The organism is Massilia sp. CF038 (genome assembly GCF_900129765.1).
GTDB lineage: Bacteria > Pseudomonadota > Gammaproteobacteria > Burkholderiales > Burkholderiaceae_D > Telluria_A.
Genome location: NZ_FQWU01000002.1, coordinates 1,047,188 through 1,063,284 on the forward strand (window position 1 = coordinate 1,047,188; position 16,097 = coordinate 1,063,284).

Annotated in this window: 13 protein-coding genes; 3 read left to right on the forward strand and 10 right to left on the reverse strand. The window is 61.7% G+C overall.

The window, feature by feature from the left end:
- The first annotated feature begins 66 nt into the window (after positions 1-66).
- Positions 67-1,089: a LacI family DNA-binding transcriptional regulator gene (locus tag BUC24_RS15100; protein WP_073217768.1), complete on the forward strand. Its 1,023-nt coding sequence runs from the start codon at positions 67-69 to the stop codon at positions 1,087-1,089.
- Here BUC24_RS15100 and BUC24_RS15105 read toward each other — a convergent pair.
- Genes BUC24_RS15105 through lptF form a run of 3 tightly spaced genes read right to left on the reverse strand, consistent with a single transcriptional unit; the run spans position 1,086 to position 3,765 of the window.
- Positions 1,086-1,463, reverse strand: a complete 378-nt coding sequence (locus BUC24_RS15105; protein WP_073217770.1) for a sirohydrochlorin chelatase — start codon at positions 1,461-1,463, stop codon at positions 1,086-1,088. The two genes, BUC24_RS15100 and BUC24_RS15105, sit on opposite strands and share 4 nt — an antisense overlap.
- Positions 1,460-2,632: an LPS export ABC transporter permease LptG gene (lptG, locus tag BUC24_RS15110; RefSeq protein ID WP_073217773.1), complete on the reverse strand. Its 1,173-nt coding sequence runs from the start codon at positions 2,630-2,632 to the stop codon at positions 1,460-1,462. Before lptG ends, BUC24_RS15105 begins: the two co-directional genes overlap by 4 nt.
- The gene (gene lptF, locus BUC24_RS15115; protein ID WP_073217777.1) at positions 2,629-3,765 is read right to left on the reverse strand and encodes an LPS export ABC transporter permease LptF; all 1,137 of its coding nucleotides are present in this window, start codon (positions 3,763-3,765) and stop codon (positions 2,629-2,631) included. Before lptF ends, lptG begins: the two co-directional genes overlap by 4 nt.
- Positions 3,766-3,833: 68 nt before the next feature.
- On the opposite strand from lptF, the gene BUC24_RS15120 reads away from it, so the two are divergent.
- The gene (locus BUC24_RS15120) at positions 3,834-5,327 is read left to right on the forward strand and encodes a leucyl aminopeptidase (RefSeq protein WP_073217780.1); all 1,494 of its coding nucleotides are present in this window, start codon (positions 3,834-3,836) and stop codon (positions 5,325-5,327) included.
- A gap of 64 nt (positions 5,328-5,391) precedes the next feature.
- Here the strand turns inward: BUC24_RS15120 and BUC24_RS15125 are convergent, their stop codons facing one another.
- The 4 genes from BUC24_RS15125 to BUC24_RS15140 form a co-directional block, all read right to left on the reverse strand.
- Positions 5,392-5,844 carry a hypothetical protein gene (locus BUC24_RS15125; RefSeq protein WP_229448229.1) on the reverse strand — a complete coding sequence of 151 codons (453 nt, stop codon included), beginning with the start codon at positions 5,842-5,844 and terminating at the stop codon, positions 5,392-5,394.
- Positions 5,845-5,917: 73 nt separating this feature from the next.
- Positions 5,918-6,391 carry a CreA family protein gene (locus BUC24_RS15130; protein WP_073217785.1) on the reverse strand — a complete coding sequence of 158 codons (474 nt, stop codon included), beginning with the start codon at positions 6,389-6,391 and terminating at the stop codon, positions 5,918-5,920.
- Between the two features lie 38 nt (positions 6,392-6,429).
- Positions 6,430-6,618 carry a DUF1653 domain-containing protein gene (locus BUC24_RS15135; RefSeq protein ID WP_073217788.1) on the reverse strand — a complete coding sequence of 63 codons (189 nt, stop codon included), beginning with the start codon at positions 6,616-6,618 and terminating at the stop codon, positions 6,430-6,432.
- Positions 6,618-7,001 carry a phiTE_015 family protein gene (locus tag BUC24_RS15140; protein WP_073217790.1) on the reverse strand — a complete coding sequence of 128 codons (384 nt, stop codon included), beginning with the start codon at positions 6,999-7,001 and terminating at the stop codon, positions 6,618-6,620. Before BUC24_RS15140 ends, BUC24_RS15135 begins: the two co-directional genes overlap by 1 nt.
- A 451-nt stretch (positions 7,002-7,452) precedes the next feature.
- Here BUC24_RS15140 and xth point away from each other — a divergent pair, with 451 nt between their 5' ends.
- A complete protein-coding gene (gene xth, locus BUC24_RS15145) occupies positions 7,453-8,223 on the forward strand; it encodes an exodeoxyribonuclease III (protein ID WP_073217793.1) in 771 nt (256 codons plus the stop codon).
- Position 8,224: 1 nt separating this feature from the next.
- On the opposite strand, the gene BUC24_RS15150 is transcribed toward xth, so the two are convergent.
- The 3 genes from BUC24_RS15150 to acnD form a co-directional block, all read right to left on the reverse strand.
- On the reverse strand, positions 8,225-11,860 hold the full coding sequence (locus tag BUC24_RS15150; protein ID WP_073217796.1) for a bifunctional diguanylate cyclase/phosphodiesterase: 3,636 nt from the start codon (positions 11,858-11,860) through the stop codon (positions 8,225-8,227).
- Between the two features lie 444 nt (positions 11,861-12,304).
- A complete protein-coding gene (gene prpF, locus BUC24_RS15155; RefSeq protein WP_073220164.1) occupies positions 12,305-13,495 on the reverse strand; it encodes a 2-methylaconitate cis-trans isomerase PrpF in 1,191 nt (396 codons plus the stop codon).
- Positions 13,495-16,089: a Fe/S-dependent 2-methylisocitrate dehydratase AcnD gene (acnD, locus tag BUC24_RS15160; protein ID WP_073217798.1), complete on the reverse strand. Its 2,595-nt coding sequence runs from the start codon at positions 16,087-16,089 to the stop codon at positions 13,495-13,497. Before acnD ends, prpF begins: the two co-directional genes overlap by 1 nt.
- Between the last annotated feature and the right edge of the window lie 8 nt (positions 16,090-16,097).

A 16,097-nucleotide genomic window follows, 5' to 3' on the forward strand; every position in this document is an offset into this window, starting at 1 on the left:
TTTTTTACTGGCAAACCACACTTGCCATGGTAACCTCCGCGTCAAAGAGACTTCACCGGAATCCACTTGAGCGCTCCCGACCACGCAGCCCCACCCTCGACCCTGATCGACGTCGCCCGCCAGGCCGGCGTCTCGCCCAGCACTGTTTCGCGCATCCTCAACGGCACCGCCAAGGTGTCAGACGACAAGCGCCAGGCGGTGCTGGCAGCCATCGAGCAAATGAATTTTGCCCCCAACCAGATGGCGCAGGCGCTCAAGAAGGGGCGCTCGATGACCATCGGGATCGTGGTGCAGGATATCGCCAGTCCCTTCTTCGACGAGACCTTGCGCGGCGTGGACGACGGCCTCAAAGGCACCGGCTACGCGTCCGTGATCGTCAGCGGCCACTGGGACGCGCAGGAGGAAGCGCAGCGCATTGCCCTGCTGGTCGGGCGCAAGGTAGACGGCATCATCCTGCTGTCGGGCAGAATCGGCGAAGACGCCATTCTTAAATTTGCCGCCCAGCGCCCGATTGTGGCGACCGGGCGTGGCTTGAACGGCCATAACGCCCACGGCTTCCGCCTCGACCACGACAACGGCGCCTACATGGCAGTGCGGCACCTGATCGAACTGGGCCACCGCCGCATCGCCTTCATTACCGGCCCCGCCGACAATGACGATGTGGCCGAACGCATGATCGGCTACACGCGCGCGCTGCGCGAAGCAGGCATTGAAGTCGACCCGGCGCTGGTGGCCGAAAGCGATCTGCACGAAGCGGGCGGCATGGCTGCGGTCGACGCGCTGTTTGCCGCCGGCGGCCAGTTCAGCGCCATTTTTGCGGCCAACGATTTGTCGGCCTACGGCGCGCGCCTGGGCCTGTACCGGCGCGGGATCCGGGTACCGGAAGACATGTCATTGGTGGGTTTCGACGATTTGCCCGGATCGGCCTACACCACCCCGCCACTGACGACAGTGCGTCAGCCGCTGTACGAGATGGGGCGCACCGTGACCGGCGCGCTGCTGGCGCTCATCAATGGCACGCCGGTGGCGTCGGTGCTGCCGCCGCTTGAACTGGTGGTACGCGAAACCACGCGCCAGCGGCTAGTCTAGCCGGCGCTGCCGAAGGCGCGCACGCAGTAGTCCGTCATGGCTTGCAGCACGGCCGGGTCTTCGCCCACCGCACCGGCCACCTCGATCGCCAGGTGCGGGTGATCGGCACGCAGCTGATCGACCATCAGCGGCAGGTCGCGCAGCAGATGCCCGCCCTGCCCCAGAAACACCGGCACGATGGTCAGGCCGGTAACTCCGCCCTCGGCCAGCGCTTGCACGTGGGCCGGCAGGCGCGGCTCCATCAATTCCAGAAACGCCAGCGACACCGGCACGTCCGGCATGCGCTGCTGCGTCAGGTCGCGCAAGCGTTCGAACGGCGCCGCCCAGGAGGCAGCGCGCGCACCGTGTGCAAATAAAACCAGGGCGCGTGTCATGCGCGCTCCACTTTCCATAACGCCCCCAGCGCAAGGAGCAGGAATACCAGGCTGGGCGCAATGGCCGTCAGAACGGCTGGCATGGCACTTAACACGCCCAGGTGCGAGAACAGCGTATTGATCAGCAGGAAGCCAAAGCCGATCATGATGCCAACAAAAATCTTCAGGCTCACACCGCCACTGCGCGTTTGCAGATAGGCGAACGGCAGCGCCAGCGCCATCATCACGAAAATGGCCAGCGGGTCAAACAGCTTCTTCCAGAATGCGATCTTGAAGCGCTCGCTCTCCTGCTTGTTTTCGCTCAGGTGACGGGTGTAGACCGCCAGCTCGTTGGCCGACATGCGGTCTGGATCGGAGGCCGACACGGCGATGATCTTGGGCGTCACTTCCGACACCAGGTCCATGCCGGCCAGCTTGCGTGTGGTGACCCGGCTGGTCTCCTGGCCAAAGGTGGCCGGGCCGGTACCGCTGGAAGCGCCGTCGGGCAGCGGCCCCGTATTCGAGAAGGTGGTCTCGGTCACCTCTTCCAGGCGCCAGGTATTGTCACCTTTAAAGGTGGCGCGCGCCGCGGTGATCAGGCTGCGCATGCGCAAGCTGGTGTCGAACTCGTACAGCCGTACGTCCTGCAGCAGGCCATCGTTGCGGTACTGGCGCACATTGAAAAAGCGCGAGCCCGTCACCTTGCCGGTAATGCCTTCACTGCGCACCACATCCTTGGTCCACATGCCCGACACAAAGCCCTGCGACACGGTGGCGCCGCGGGCTGTCAGCTTGAGGCGCTCGGCCAGCGGCGCGGTACGCGGCGCAATCAGTTCGCCAAACACAAACGTGACCAGCACCAGCACAATACCGATTTTAAACAGCATCCACGCTGCCAGGCGGGTCGACATGCCCGAGGCGCGCATGATGGTGAACTCGGAGCTGGAGGCAAATTGCGCCATGGCGTACACGGTGCCGATCAGCGCTGCCACCGGCATTGCCTCGTACACGTGAAACGGCACCCGCAGCAGCACGTACAGGAAGGCATGCTGAATCGCATAACCGGCCTTGCCGACCGAAGGCAGTTCACCGGTCAGATCGAAAAACGCCGACAGTGCCAGGAATGCGACCAGCACAAACGCCACCGCCTGCATGATCGAGACGAAAAAATAACGCTGCAGGATCTTCATTTGTGGGGGGCTCCTTGCGGTGCCAGGCGGGGGCGCTTGAGCGCAGCCCACAGGACCTTGGGGTGATAGCGGTGATTCGGATTGAGGCGCCAGACGAACATGGCCAGCACCCACAGCGCGACCAGCAGGTGCAGCGGCCACCAGGCCATGGCAAATTCCGACTTGCCCTGGGCCACGCTGGCCTGGCTCATTTTCGACAGGTTCAGGTAGGTAATGAAGATCAGCAGTGCCAGAATGAGGTTGGTGGCGCTGCCCGCGCGCGGGTTGACGAAACCAAGCGGAATGGCCAGCAGGATCAGCAGGAAGCACGTGATTGGCGCGCCAATGCGGTACAGCAGTTCGGCGCGCGTGCTGCGGTTGGGCGTGGCCAGCAGCTCCTGGGTGGACAGGGCGTCAGTGGGCAATTCGCCGTCCGCCACCGGCCCCTGGGTGGCCACGCGCATGGAATAGCGTTCAAATTCCATCGACTGGAAGTCGGCCTGGCCCGGGTTGCCCTGGTAGCGGCGTCCGTTTTTCAGGACCAGGAACTGGCCGCCTTTGCCATCCGGTTCGATCACGCCTTCCTTGGCCACGACCACCGTATTGAGTTTGTCTTCCACCGTATTGACGAACACATTGTGCACCAGTGTGGCTTCGCCGGAGACGCCTTCGACAAAGAAGACCCGATTGGCCGACGAGGATTCCTTGAACTGGCCGGGCGAGACTTTTTTGAGGTCTTCGCGCTTTTCGAAGCGCTGCACGAATTCGCTGCTCTTCATTTTGGCCCACGGAGTGACGAACAGCGACAGCGATGCGGTCAGTATCACCAGCGGCAAGCCAAAGATCAGCACGGGACGGATCCAGCGCGTGAGCGACAGGCCGGAGGCGAACCAGACGACCATCTCGGAATCGCGATAGGTGCGCGTCACGACCGCCAAAACAGAAATAAAGCTGGTGAGAGTCAGGATAGTTGGCAGATAATTCAACATTGCGAACGCGATCAGCGCGACCACGTCGCCCGACGCGACTTTGCCGCCGGCCGCCTTGCCCAGGATCGAAATCAGGGTCCAGGTCACCAGGACGGTAAACAGAACAGTGAAGGTAGCGCCGGCCGAAGCGGCAAGTTCACGACGCAATGCGCGTTGGAAGATCATTCGAAAGTTATAATCACAGGTTAGGCAGTGCGCGTCACGGTACGCTAATACACGAAATGGAGATTCAAATGGACTTTAGCATAAAAGCATTCGACACAAAAAACACCATCGCTGCAGCGAAATCTGGCTGCATCGCGGTTGCGGTGTTCGAAAATAAAAAACTCTCGCAGGAAGCTAAAGCCCTCGACAAGGGTGGTGAAATCACCGCAGCGCTCAAATCGGGCGACCTGTCCGGCAAGGCCGGCAGCACCCTGCTGCTGCGCGACGTCAGTGGCGCCGCCGCCAGCCGCGTACTGCTGGTCGGCATGGGCAGCGATGACGCTGTCAGCGAAAAAAGCTTCGCTTCCGCCGTTGGCGCAACCCTCAAAGCCTTCGCTTCGCTGGGCTGCCAGGACGCCATTATCGCATTACCGCTCGCCGATGTGAAAGAGCGCGATGCAGCATGGGCCATGCGCACCATCGTCATCGCCGCGCACGAGAGCGTGTTCCGTACCGACACCCAGAAAAGCAAGAAAGACCCGGCACCTGCGGGCGTGCACAAGATCACCCTGGCTGCCGCTGCCAATACCGAAAGCAAGACCGCGCTGGCCCAGGCCACTGCCATTGCCAACGGCATGAACCTGACCAAGGAACTGGGTAATCTGTCGGCCAACGTCTGCACCCCGACCTATCTGGCCAACACCGCCAAAAAACTGGCCAAGGAATTCAAGTTCGAAGTCGAAGTCCTGGAGCGCAAGCAGCTCGAAGCGCTCAAGATGGGCAGCTTCCTGTCGGTGACCAACGGCAGCGAAGAGCCGCCGAAATTCATCGTTCTCAAGCACATGGGCGGCAAGGCCAAGGATGCACCGGTGGTCCTGGTCGGCAAGGGCATCACCTTTGACACGGGCGGCATTTCGATCAAGGCCGGTCCTGGCATGGACGAAATGAAGTACGACATGTGCGGCGCCGCGTCGGTGCTGGGGACCTTCCGCGCCATTGGTGAAATGGGCTTGAAGCTCAACGTGATCGGCATCGTCGCCGCCTGCGAAAACATGCCGTCGGGCCGCGCCACCAAGCCAGGCGACATCGTCACCTCGATGAACGGCCTGACCATCGAAGTGCTCAATACCGACGCCGAAGGCCGCCTGATTCTGTGCGACGCCCTGACCTACGCCGAGCGCTTCAACCCGGCCGCCGTGGTCGACATCGCTACCCTGACGGGCGCCTGCATCGTGGCCCTGGGCCACCACAACTCGGGCCTGTTCACGCGCACCGATGCCGCCCACGAAAAGCTGGCCGCAGAACTGCTTGACGCCGGCCAGAACGCCAGCGATACCGCATGGCGCCTGCCGATCGGTGAGCTGTACAACGAGCAGCTCAAGTCCAACTTTGCCGACCTGGCCAACATCGGCACCCCGGGCGGCGCCAGCTGCACCGCGGCGGCGTTCCTGGAAAACTTCACCCGCAAGTACACCTGGGCCCACCTCGACATCGCCGGCACCGCATGGAAGTCGGGCGGCGCCAAGGGCGCAACCGGCCGTCCCGTGCCTTTGCTGGCGACCTTCCTGATCAACCGCACCTGATCAGCGTTCGTGCAGACGTAAAAAAAGCAGCTGCGAAGCTGCTTTTTTTACGTCCGGGCCCCGATCAATGCAATTCTGTCTCTTGTGGCTCGTCGCGCAGGGGGCCATCGGGCGCGCGTCCGGTGGGCACCATCAGCACGGTCAGCGTTTCGGGGTATTCGAAGCCGGCCCCGGTGCGCTTGTCGTACAGGTAGCCCAGGCCTGCCGTGGTCACCGCGTTGCCAATGGTGGCCATGTTGTTGGGGCGCGATGCAAAACGCTCCTGCCCCACGCTGGCATTGCCTTTTTTGCAGTCGACGAACAGATTGCCCGCGCTCTTGCGGATCGAGACGTGGCCTGGCGCTGTCACGAACCAGCGGCCAGCATCGTTGGTCAGCACGCAGCCGACGTTACCGATTTCGCGATTGTCCTGCACCGCGCGCACCATCAGCGCCTGTTCGGGACTGTCGCCCAGCGAGGCACAACCGCCCAATACAAGGGCTGCCGCCGCCAGCGCCAGCACATAGATTCGATTCATTTTTGCCATGGTCTCCACCTGTTTCACACTGCCTTGCACGCTGTTTACGGCAAACGCGCGGCGATCTTCAGGGTTACTTTAGCGGAATTGGCTGATTTGCGGGGACCGGCACTGCGGTCACGCTGTTTTTCGGGCTGCCGTCGACCAGGCGGTCCGAGTACACCAGGTAGACCAGCGCGTTGCGCTTGCTGTCGACCATGCGCACCACACGCACGTGCTTGAAAAAGATCGAGGCGCGCTCGGTGAACACCTCATCCTGGCGCGGCACGCTGCCGTTGAAGGAAATGGCGCCCACCTGGCGGCAGGCGACGGAAGAATCGGCCTTGTCTTCGGCCAGACCAATGGCGCCCTTGATGCCGCCCGTTTTTGCGCGCGACAGATAGCAGCTCACGCCATTGACCTTGGGATCATCGAACACTTCGACCACGACCTTGTGATCGGGACCGAGCAGCTTGAACGCGGTATCGACCGCGCCCACCGTTTCGGCCGATGCGCCCAGCGAAGCGCTGCATAGAACAAAGCCCACCACTGCCTGGCTGACGCGCATAATCGATCCTGTGAACATGGCCGCAGCTCGGGCCGTGACTACTCTACCGGGGTGAAGCGCTGCACGAGCGTGCCGTCGACTTCGATCATCTGGAAAAAAACGTCCCGCGGACGGGTCCAGTAGGACCCGTCTGGTGCAGTGTAGACGATCATTTCGGACAAGTCAGACTCAAGCGTGGCCACGCATACCAACTGGTACAGTCCACCCTTATAGTGCCGGAACTGCATCAGTTCTCGGACTTGTCTTCAGCCAGCGCCTTCTGCTTTTTCTTCAATCCCTGGATCACCTTGAGGACGCCTTCGATGCCTGCGCTGTCGTCCAGGTCGCTGAACGCGTCGAGCACTTCGTTGAGCACGCGGTTACGTACCGCACTCTCATCGCTAGTGGCCGGCGCAGCGGCGCGAACGCCTTCGACTGGCGCATCCTTCGGCACTGCTTTTGCCGCGGCAGGCTTTGCCGTTGCAGCTGCAGTTTTGCCATGCGCTAACGCGGCTTGCCAGATGACCCAGCGGCGCTGCGTTTCGAAAACGAGGTATTCATCGGGTTTGTCTTCACGGCGGCGTACGATGTGGCCATCGCGCTGGGCCCATGCTTCAAATGCATTTCGCATTTCAATCCTTTATAAATGCTGTGTTCGCATTTTTATCCCTAGCGGAAAATACTTTTCCAACTAGAACCACCTATCGGGCAGAAACTGCCTTCCAGGACATGTACTACGACACTTCCAACGGGCAACTAGCGGCTGGCCTCTCCCCAACCATACCGCTATTCAACTATATATTACTCTCTCAGTTATAAGAATGCAATTTTTTATTCCCCAAAGGTAACAATAGTCCAAAAACGTTGTTTTGTATTACTGTTGTTACACTTTGAAACAGTTTGCTGCGAGCCTTTAGGCACACTGCATAATGTTCCGATTGTTGAGTGTAAAGAAAATATGTGTTTTTGTCAAAGATGTTATGACTGCAACTTTCTAAGCGGTTTGAGTGACAATCTGCGCTTCTTGCACTAAAGCACTGATAGGTTGATACTGCCTGCTTCGCAACATTGCCCCCTCCCCCATGAAAATTGCAACTTGGAACGTCAATTCCTTGAAAGTTCGCCTGCCGCATCTGCTGCGCTGGCTGGAAGAAAATCCAGTAGACGTACTCTGCCTTCAAGAGACCAAACTCACTGACGACAAGTTCCCCATTTCTGAAATTAATTCGGCAGGCTACCAAGTCGTCTTCAGCGGGCAAAAAACCTACAACGGCGTGGCCATCCTGTCGCGCCTGCCCATCAGCGACGTGGTCAAGAACAATCCGCGCTATTCCGACGAACAGCAGCGCATCCTGGCCGCCACCGTCGGCGGGGTCCGTTTCATATGCGCCTATGTGCCCAACGGCCAGGCGGTCGACACTGACAAATATGTGTACAAGCTGGCGTGGCTGGCGGCCCTGCGCGAGTGGCTGGCCGAAGAAATGATCACCCATGCCGACCAGGGCCTGGCCATTCTGGGCGATTACAATATCGCCCCGGAAGACCGCGATGTGCACGACCCGGTGGCATGGGCAGGCCAGGTTCTGTGTTCGGACAAGGAACGCGCGGCGCTGACCGGCTTGATGGATCTGGGGCTGACCGATTCCTACCGCATGTTCGAGCAGCTCGACAAATCCTTCAGCTGGTGGGACTACCGCATGCTCGGCTTCCAGAAAAACAAGGGGCTGCGCATCGACCATATCCTGCTGTCGGCCGCGCTGGCCAAACGCTGCACCGCCTGCACCATCGACCGCGCCCCGCGCAAATGGGAACAGCCGTCGGACCACGCACCGGTGATCGCTACCCTGTCGTAACTTACGATTTCGCCGGCGCCGCGCTCAAGGCGCCAGCGGCAGCAGCAGCGGGCATCGGCTGCGAGAACAGATAGCCCTGCGCAAACTGGCAGCCCTTCTCCTTGAGCAGGGCGTACTGCCCTTCCGTTTCCACGCCCTCTGCCACCACCGACAGCTGCAAGCTGTTGGACAGAGCAATGATGGCGCTGACAATGGCGCGGTCTTCCGAACTGTCTTCCAGGTCCTTGATAAAGGCGCGGTCAATCTTGATCTTCTTGACCGGGAACCGCTTCAGATACGCCAGGCTCGAATATCCGGTGCCGAAGTCGTCGATCGACAAACGAATCCCCAGGCCGTTGATCTGGTCCAGAATTTCCAGTGTCTGCTCGCCGTGCTGCATCAGCGCGGTCTCGGTAATTTCAAATTCCAGCAGGGCCGGATCGATCCCGGTTTCGTCGAGCACCTTGCGGATTGACTCGATCAGACCGCGGTTCATGAACTGGCGCGGTGACAGGTTCACGGCCAGCGGCACCGGCTGCAGGCCTTGCTGCTGCCAGGTGACGATCTGCTGGCAGGCGCGCCGCATCACCCATTCGCCAATCGGCACAATCAGGCCATTGTCTTCGATGATGGGAATGAAGTGGTCCGGCAGCACCAGCCCTTCGGGCGGGCGGCGCCAGCGCAGCAGCACCTCCATGGTGTGCAGGCGGCGCGTGCCGGTGTCGATAATAGGCTGGAAGAACAGCTCGAATTCTTCCTTGGCCAGCGCCCCGCGCAAGCTGCTTTCAAGCTCGAAATGCTGGGCCGCCGCCTGGTTCATGCGCTGCATGAAGAACTGGTAGTTATTGCGTCCGTTGGCCTTGGCGTGGTACATGGCCGCGTCGGCGTGGCGCATCAGCGTTTCGACATCGCCCCCGTCATCCGGATACATGCTGATCCCGATCGAGGGCGTGATGTGCAGCAGGCGCTCTTCGAACGGAAAGGCCGAGGCCAGCGCTTCGATAATCTTCTCGGCCACGTTGCTGCACTCTTCCGGCAGGCGGATGCCCGGCACCAGGACCACGAATTCGTCACCGCCCAGCCTCGCCACGGTGTCGCTCGCGCGCACCGCGCGGCACAGACGGCTGGCCACTTCCTTGAGCAAAAAATCGCCTGTCAGGTGGCCCAGCGAATCATTGATGGTCTTGAAGCGGTCCAGGTCAATGAACATGACTGCCAGCTTGCGGTCGGTACGCTGCACGGCCAGCATGGCACGGTCAAGCCGGTCGGCCAGCAAGGCGCGATTGGGCAAACCGGTCAGGCTGTCGTGATAGGCCATGTGGTGCACGCGTGCCTCGGCCTGGCGCCGCTCGACGATCTCGCCTTGCAGCAGCGCGTTGGCACCCGCCAGTTCGGCGGTGCGTTCCAGCACCCGTACTTCCAGCTCGTCGCGCGCGCGGCGCACGGATTCGGCCGCCTCGCGGCGCGCCGTCACGTCATCGACTACCCAAACCGAGCGGCCGGTGGCCTGAGCCAGATCGAAGGGACGGCCCGACAGGCGCGCCCAGAACAGGCTGCCGTCCTTGCGCACCAGCTGGAACTCGGACATGCTGACGCGGCCAGCACGGAAGTCGCGCGCCGTCTCCGTGCGCGCCTGCTCCCAACTGGTTTTGTCGGGGTACAGCACTTGCACCGACAAGCCATTGATTTCGCCCGGTGCATAGCCGAACAGCTCTTCCATCTTGGTATTGCAGCGCAGGTTGAAGCCATTTTCAACGACCGCAATGCCCAGCACCGCACTGTCGAGAATCGCCTGATTTTCCAGCAGCGCGTTGCGCAGGGATTCTTCCGCGCGTTTGGCATCGGTGCGGTCTTCGATGATCCAGATCGTGCCCTGGTTCGGTTCATTCGGATTGACCACGTAGCCGATCAGCTGGGACCACATCAGCGTGCCATCCTTGCGCGCCATCTCGACTTCGGTCTGGAACGGTTTGCCGACCGACAGCAAGGGCGCTGCCATCGCACCCACGCGCGCGTACACCGCGTCGCTTGGATACAGTGCCCGTCCGGGCAGGCCCATGGCTTCCTCGGCGGTGTAGCCGAACATATCGGCAAAGCCGCGGTTGTAGCGCGTGATCATCCGGTTCTTGGTGTACAGGATGCTGATCGAGGCATTCGTCATCAGCGCCTGCACTTCGATCAGGGTCTGGCGCGCCTCGGTCACGTCTTCGAGGATCCAGATGGTGCCTTCTTCGCTGCGGTCGGTGTCGACTGCCTTGGCGCGCACGCGGCACCAGAACAGCGAGCCATCGCGCTTCTTGAACTGGAACTCGGATTGTTCGAACGGCAGACCATTGCCAAGCAGAGGGCCGGCGGCCTGGCCAAAGGCCTGGTACACCTCGGGCGAAGGGAACACTTCGACGGCGCGCATGCCCGTCATCTGATCTTGCGTATAGCCGAACATTTCGGCGAAGCGGGGATTACACGACATCATGATCCCGCCTTCGCTGAACAGGATGCCGACAGAAGCATTGTCCAAAATGGCCTTTTGCTCCAGCAGGACCTGGCGCGTGGCTTCCTCGGCCGCCTTTTGCGCGGTCCTGTCATCCAGAATCCAGATGGCGTCGATCCGTTCGCGGCCGCTGTTGATCGCATACAGGAAGGCATGGGCCCAGAAGCCGGAACCATCGTGGCGCTGCATGCGCACGTCGCTTTGATACGGGCGGCCGGCGCGCAGCAGCGGTACTGCTTCGGCCAGCACCGCATCGTAGCCGGCATCGGGCGCGTACAACCGGCGCGCGTCGACACCGATGCCACTGTCTTCGCTCAGACCGAACATGTTGGCAAACTGGCGGTTGTAGCGCATCACCTTGTGATCGCGCAGGAAGGCGATCGCCAGCGGCGCGTTGTCCATGATGGCCTGCATTTCCAGTACCGCGCGGCGCAACTTCGATTCGTTGTGATGAGGCTCGTCGATATCCTCGATGATCCAGATGGTACCGTGCGCGCTGTTATGCGGATCGACGGCACGTCCGTACAGGCGGCACCACAGCAAGCGGCCATCCTTGCAGCGCAATTGCAGTTCGCTGGTGTAGGCCTCGCCGCGCGCCAGCGCCGGGCTGGCATCGCGCCCCATCTCTTCGTATGCCAGCACCGACGGGAAGATGCTCACGCTGCTCATGCCGATCAGTTCATGGTCGGCATAGCCGAACATTTCCGCCGCGCGTATATTGCACTCCTTGATGGTGCGGTCACCGCTAAGCATGATGCCCACTGCCGCATTTTCCAGGATCGCTTTTTGCTCAAGCAGCGTTGTGCGCAAAGCCGCCTGATCGCCCTCGAAGCGGCGCAGATCCGTAAACACGAAGGTGGCCCCGTTCCCGCCTGGCAGCGGCTTGGCCGTCACCTGGACGGCGATAGCGTGTTCGTCATCCAGCAGCACGCTTTCCCAGCGCTGCATGGACAGGTTTGCCGCATCGAAAAGGTCTTCGGCGGCAGGTCGTTGAGATGGATTGAGCAGGTCGATCAGACGCGCGCCATTGGGGTCGGTACCGAGCAGCGCAAGCAGTTCGGCGTTGGCGGCGAAGACAATACCGGCTGCATCGCAGGCACAGGCCGGCGCGGCGATCAGCTGTAATGCGTCAGCGAGGAAATCGAGGTTGGTTGGTACGCGATCCATGTCCCACTACGACAGATAACCGCCTTGGGGGCGGAAGCCAGGTGAGCTTCGATCATAAACCACAATTGCATGGAATCCATATAAATAGACAAAAAAACAAATGCCCGGCGCGCGCACGTGGCACGGACCGGGCATTCTTACCACACTAAACATCGCCCTCGCGAAGGCGGGGGCGATGGAGCTAATGTAAAACGCGTCGTCGGGTACTCATACCACCCATGGACATCGCCCTCGCGAAGGCGGGGGCCTATGCCACGTGTCCGATCCGGAAACGTGGTATGGGCCCCCGCCTGCGCGAGGGCGATGGAGCCAATGTAAAACGCGTCGTCAGTTACTCATATCGCCCATGGACATCGCCCTCGCGAAGGCGGGGGCCTATGCCACGTGTCGGAATTCGGTAACGTGGTATGGGCCCCCGCCTGCGCGAGGGCGATGATGGTGATTTTAAAACGCGTCGCCGGGCACCCGCACCCAGCCTTCCATCAACACGCGCGCACTGCGGCTCATGATGGCTTTCTTCACACGCCATTCGCCGTCCTCGAAACTGGCCTGGGCGCCAACCCGCAACGTTCCAGATGGATGACCGAAGCGCACGGCACTGCGCTCACCGCCGCCGGCAGCCAGGTTCACCAGCGTGCCCGGAATGGCGGCGGCGGTGCCGATTGCGACCGCCGCCGTTCCCATCATCGCGTGGTGCAGCTTGCCCATCGACAGAGCGCGCACATTCAGATCAATATCGCCTGCCTTGACCTGCTTGCCGCTGGAGGAGGTATAGTCCGCTGGCGCCGCCACGATCGCCACCTTCGGCGTGTGCTGGCGCTTGGCCGCTTCGGCCACGTGAGCGATCAAGCCCATGCGCACCGCGCCGTGGGCGCGAATGGTCTCGAAGCGCGCCAGCGCCTCCGGGTCATTGTTGATCGCGTCCTGCAGCTCGGTGCCGCTGTAGCCTGCTGCTGCCGCATCGATAAAGATGGTCGGAATGCCGGCATTGATCATGGTCGCCTTGAAGGTGCCGATGCCGGGCACCTCCAGCTCATCGACCAGATTCCCGGTCGGGAACATGGAGCCGCCCGCGCCCTCCTCTTCCGCCGCCGGATCAAGGAATTCAAGCTGCACTTCGGCGGCCGGGAAGGTGACGCCATCGAGTTCGAAGTCGCCCGTTTCCTGCACCTGGCCGCCCCTGATCGGCACATGCGCAATGATGCTCTTGCCGATGTTGGCCTGCCAGATGCGGACCACGGCGACGCCATCCTGCGGAATGCGGGCCGGATCGACCATGCCGGCCGAAATCGCGAACGACCCCACTGCCGCCGACAGGTTGCCGCAGTTGCCGCTCCAGTCAACGAAAGCCTTGTCGATGGCGACCTGGCCAAACAGATAGTCGACGTCATGTCCTTCACGGGTACTGGCCGACAGGATGACAGCCTTGCTGGTGGACGAGGTGGCCCCGCCCATGCCGTCGATCTGTTTACCGTACGGGTCCGGACTGCCAATCACGCGCAGCAGCAGACGGTCGCGCGCAGCGCCCGGCAGTTGCGCGGTGGCAGGCAAATCCTGCAGCCGGAAAAACACACCCTTGCTGGTCCCGCCACGCATGTAGGTGGCAGCGATCTTTACTTGTGCCTGGTGGACCATCATGCCGCCTTTGCCGATTCAAGGAAGTCCTGCGCGAAGCGCTGCAGCACGCCGCCGGCTTCATAGATCGACAGTTCTTCAGCTGTATCGAGACGGCAGGTCACCGGCACGTCCACCCGTTCGCCGTTTTTGCGATGGATGACCAGCGTCAGCGTGGCACGCGGGGTGCGCTCGCCAATCACGTCAAAGGTTTCAGTGCCGTCGATGCCCAGCGTCAGGCGGTTGACGCCCGGCTTGAACTCGAGCGGCAGCACGCCCATGCCGACCAGATTGGTGCGGTGAATGCGCTCGAAGCCTTCGGCCACGATGACTTCCACGCCGGCCAGACGCACACCCTTGGCGGCCCAGTCGCGCGAGGAACCCTGGCCGTAGTCGGCCCCGGCAATCACGATCAAGGGCTGCTTGCGCTCCATGTAGGTTTCGATGGCTTCCCACATACGTGTGACTTTGCCTTCCGGCTCGATGCGCGCCAGCGAACCTGCCTTGACCTTGCCGTCGACAAGCACCATCTCGTTCTTGAGGGTGGGATTGGCAAAGGTGGCCCGTTGCGCCGTCAGGTGGTCACCGCGGTGGGTAGCGTAGGAATTGAAGTCCTCTTCCGGCAAACCCATTTTGGCCAGGTACTCGCCGGCGGCGCTGTCAAGCATGATCGCATTCGACGGCGACAGGTGGTCGGTGGTGATGTTGTCGCCCAAAACGGCCAGCGCGCGCATGCCCTTCATGGTGCGCTCGCCTGCCAGTGCGCCTTCCCAGTACGGCGGACGGCGAATATAGGTAGTCTGCGGACGCCAGTCGTACAGAGGGCTCACTTTCAGGCCGTCGTCGGCCTGCTTGGCGAACATCGGAATGTAGACCTTGCGGAACTGCTCCGGCTTGACGCTGGCGGCGACGATCGCATCGATCTCTTCGTCGCTAGGCCAGATATCCTTGAGCGTGACTGGCTGGCCGCTGGCGTCAGTGCCCAGCACATCCTTTTCGATATCGAAGCGGATGGTGCCGGCAATCGCATACGCCACCACCAGTGGCGGCGAGGCCAGGAAGGCCTGGTTGGCGTACGGGTGAATACGGCCATCGAAGTTGCGGTTGCCGGACAAAACCGCGGTGGCATACAGCTTGCGGTCAACCACTTCCTTCTGGATCACGGGATCGAGCGCGCCCGACATGCCATTGCACGAGGTACAGGCGTAAGCGACCACGCCAAAGCCAAGCTGCTCCAGCTCGGGCATCAGGCCAGCTTCTTCCAGGTACAGCGTCACGGTTTTGGAGCCTGGGGCAAGCGAGCTTTTCACCCATGGCTTGCGGGTCAGGCCACGTGCGTTGGCGTTACGCGCCAGCAGGCCCGCCGCAATCATGTTACGCGGGTTGTTGGTGTTGGTGCAGCTGGTGATGGCAGCGATGATGACGGCGCCGTCGGGCATCAGACCTGGCTCGTTTTCGACCACGCCGCTGATGCCGCGCGCGGCCAGTTCCGACGTCGGCACCCTGCTATGCGGATTGGACGGACCGGCGATATTGCGCACCACCGAAGACAGATCGAAACTGAGAACGCGCTCGTACTCGGCGGTTTTCAGGCTTTCGCCCCACAGGCCGGTGTGCTTGGCATAAGTCTCCACCAGCTTGACGGTATCGTCGTCGCGGCCCGTCAGCTTCAGATACTTGATGGTTTGCTCGTCAATGTAGAACATGGCGGCAGTCGAACCGTATTCCGGCGCCATGTTGGAAATCGTGGCGCGGTCGCCCAGTGTGAGGTGATTGGCGCCTTCGCCAAAGAACTCCAGGTAGGACGACACCACCTTCTGCTTGCGCAAAAATTCGGTCAGCGCCAGCACGGTATCGGTGGCGGTAATGCCAGGTTGCGGTTTGCCCGTCAGTTCGACGCCAATAATGTCCGGCAGGCGCATCCACGAGGCGCGGCCCAGCATCACGCTTTCCGCTTCCAGGCCGCCCACGCCGATGGCGATGACGCCCAAGGCGTCCACCATCGGGGTGTGCGAGTCGGTGCCGACCAGCGTATCCGGGAAGGCCACGCCGTCCTGCGCCTGGATCACGGGCGACATGCGTTCCAGATTGATCTGGTGCAGGATGCCGTTCCCGGGCGGGATCACATCCACGTTCTTGAAGGCTTTCTTGGTCCAGTTGATGAAGTCGAAGCGGTCTTCGTTGCGGCGGTCTTCGATGGCGCGGTTCTTGTCAAAGGCGTCAGGGTCAAAGCCCCCGCATTCAACAGCCAGCGAATGGTCAACCACAAGCTGGGTCGGCACCACCGGATTGACGGCAGCCGGATCGCCGCCTTGCAGGGCAATGGCGTCGCGCAGACCGGCCAGATCGACCAGCGCGGTCTGGCCCAGAATGTCGTGGCACACCACGCGTGCCGGGAACCATGGGAAGTCCAGATCGCGGCGGCGCTCGATCAATTGCGTGAGCGACGCGTCGAGCGTGGCCGGGTCGCAGCGGCGCACCAGGTTTTCTGCCAGCACGCGCGAGGTATAAGGCAGCTTGGCATACGCGCCAGGCGCAATGGCGTCGACAGCGGCGCGCGCATCAAAGTAATCGAGCTGCGTGCCGGGTAAAGGTTTGCGGTGAAGGGTATTCATGCGTTAGC

Bases quoted from the DNA above. Each gene is read 5' to 3' on its own strand.
- BUC24_RS15105 (WP_073217770.1), bottom strand. From the start codon at position 1,463: ATGACACGCGCCCTGGTTTTATTTGCACACGGTGCGCGCGCTGCCTCC.
- lptG (WP_073217773.1), bottom strand. From the start codon at position 2,632: ATGAAGATCCTGCAGCGTTATTTTTTCGTCTCGATCATGCAGGCGGTG.
- lptF (WP_073217777.1), bottom strand. From the start codon at position 3,765: ATGATCTTCCAACGCGCATTGCGTCGTGAACTTGCCGCTTCGGCCGGC.
- BUC24_RS15120 (WP_073217780.1), top strand. From the start codon at position 3,834: ATGGACTTTAGCATAAAAGCATTCGACACAAAAAACACCATCGCTGCA.
- BUC24_RS15125 (WP_229448229.1), bottom strand. From the start codon at position 5,844: ATGAATCGAATCTATGTGCTGGCGCTGGCGGCGGCAGCCCTTGTATTG.
- BUC24_RS15130 (WP_073217785.1), bottom strand. From the start codon at position 6,391: ATGCGCGTCAGCCAGGCAGTGGTGGGCTTTGTTCTATGCAGCGCTTCG.
- BUC24_RS15135 (WP_073217788.1), bottom strand. From the start codon at position 6,618: ATGCAGTTCCGGCACTATAAGGGTGGACTGTACCAGTTGGTATGCGTG.
- BUC24_RS15140 (WP_073217790.1), bottom strand. From the start codon at position 7,001: ATGCGAAATGCATTTGAAGCATGGGCCCAGCGCGATGGCCACATCGTA.
- xth (WP_073217793.1), top strand. From the start codon at position 7,453: ATGAAAATTGCAACTTGGAACGTCAATTCCTTGAAAGTTCGCCTGCCG.
- BUC24_RS15150 (WP_073217796.1), bottom strand. From the start codon at position 11,860: ATGGATCGCGTACCAACCAACCTCGATTTCCTCGCTGACGCATTACAG.
- prpF (WP_073220164.1), bottom strand. From the start codon at position 13,495: ATGGTCCACCAGGCACAAGTAAAGATCGCTGCCACCTACATGCGTGGC.
- acnD (WP_073217798.1), bottom strand. From the start codon at position 16,089: ATGAATACCCTTCACCGCAAACCTTTACCCGGCACGCAGCTCGATTAC.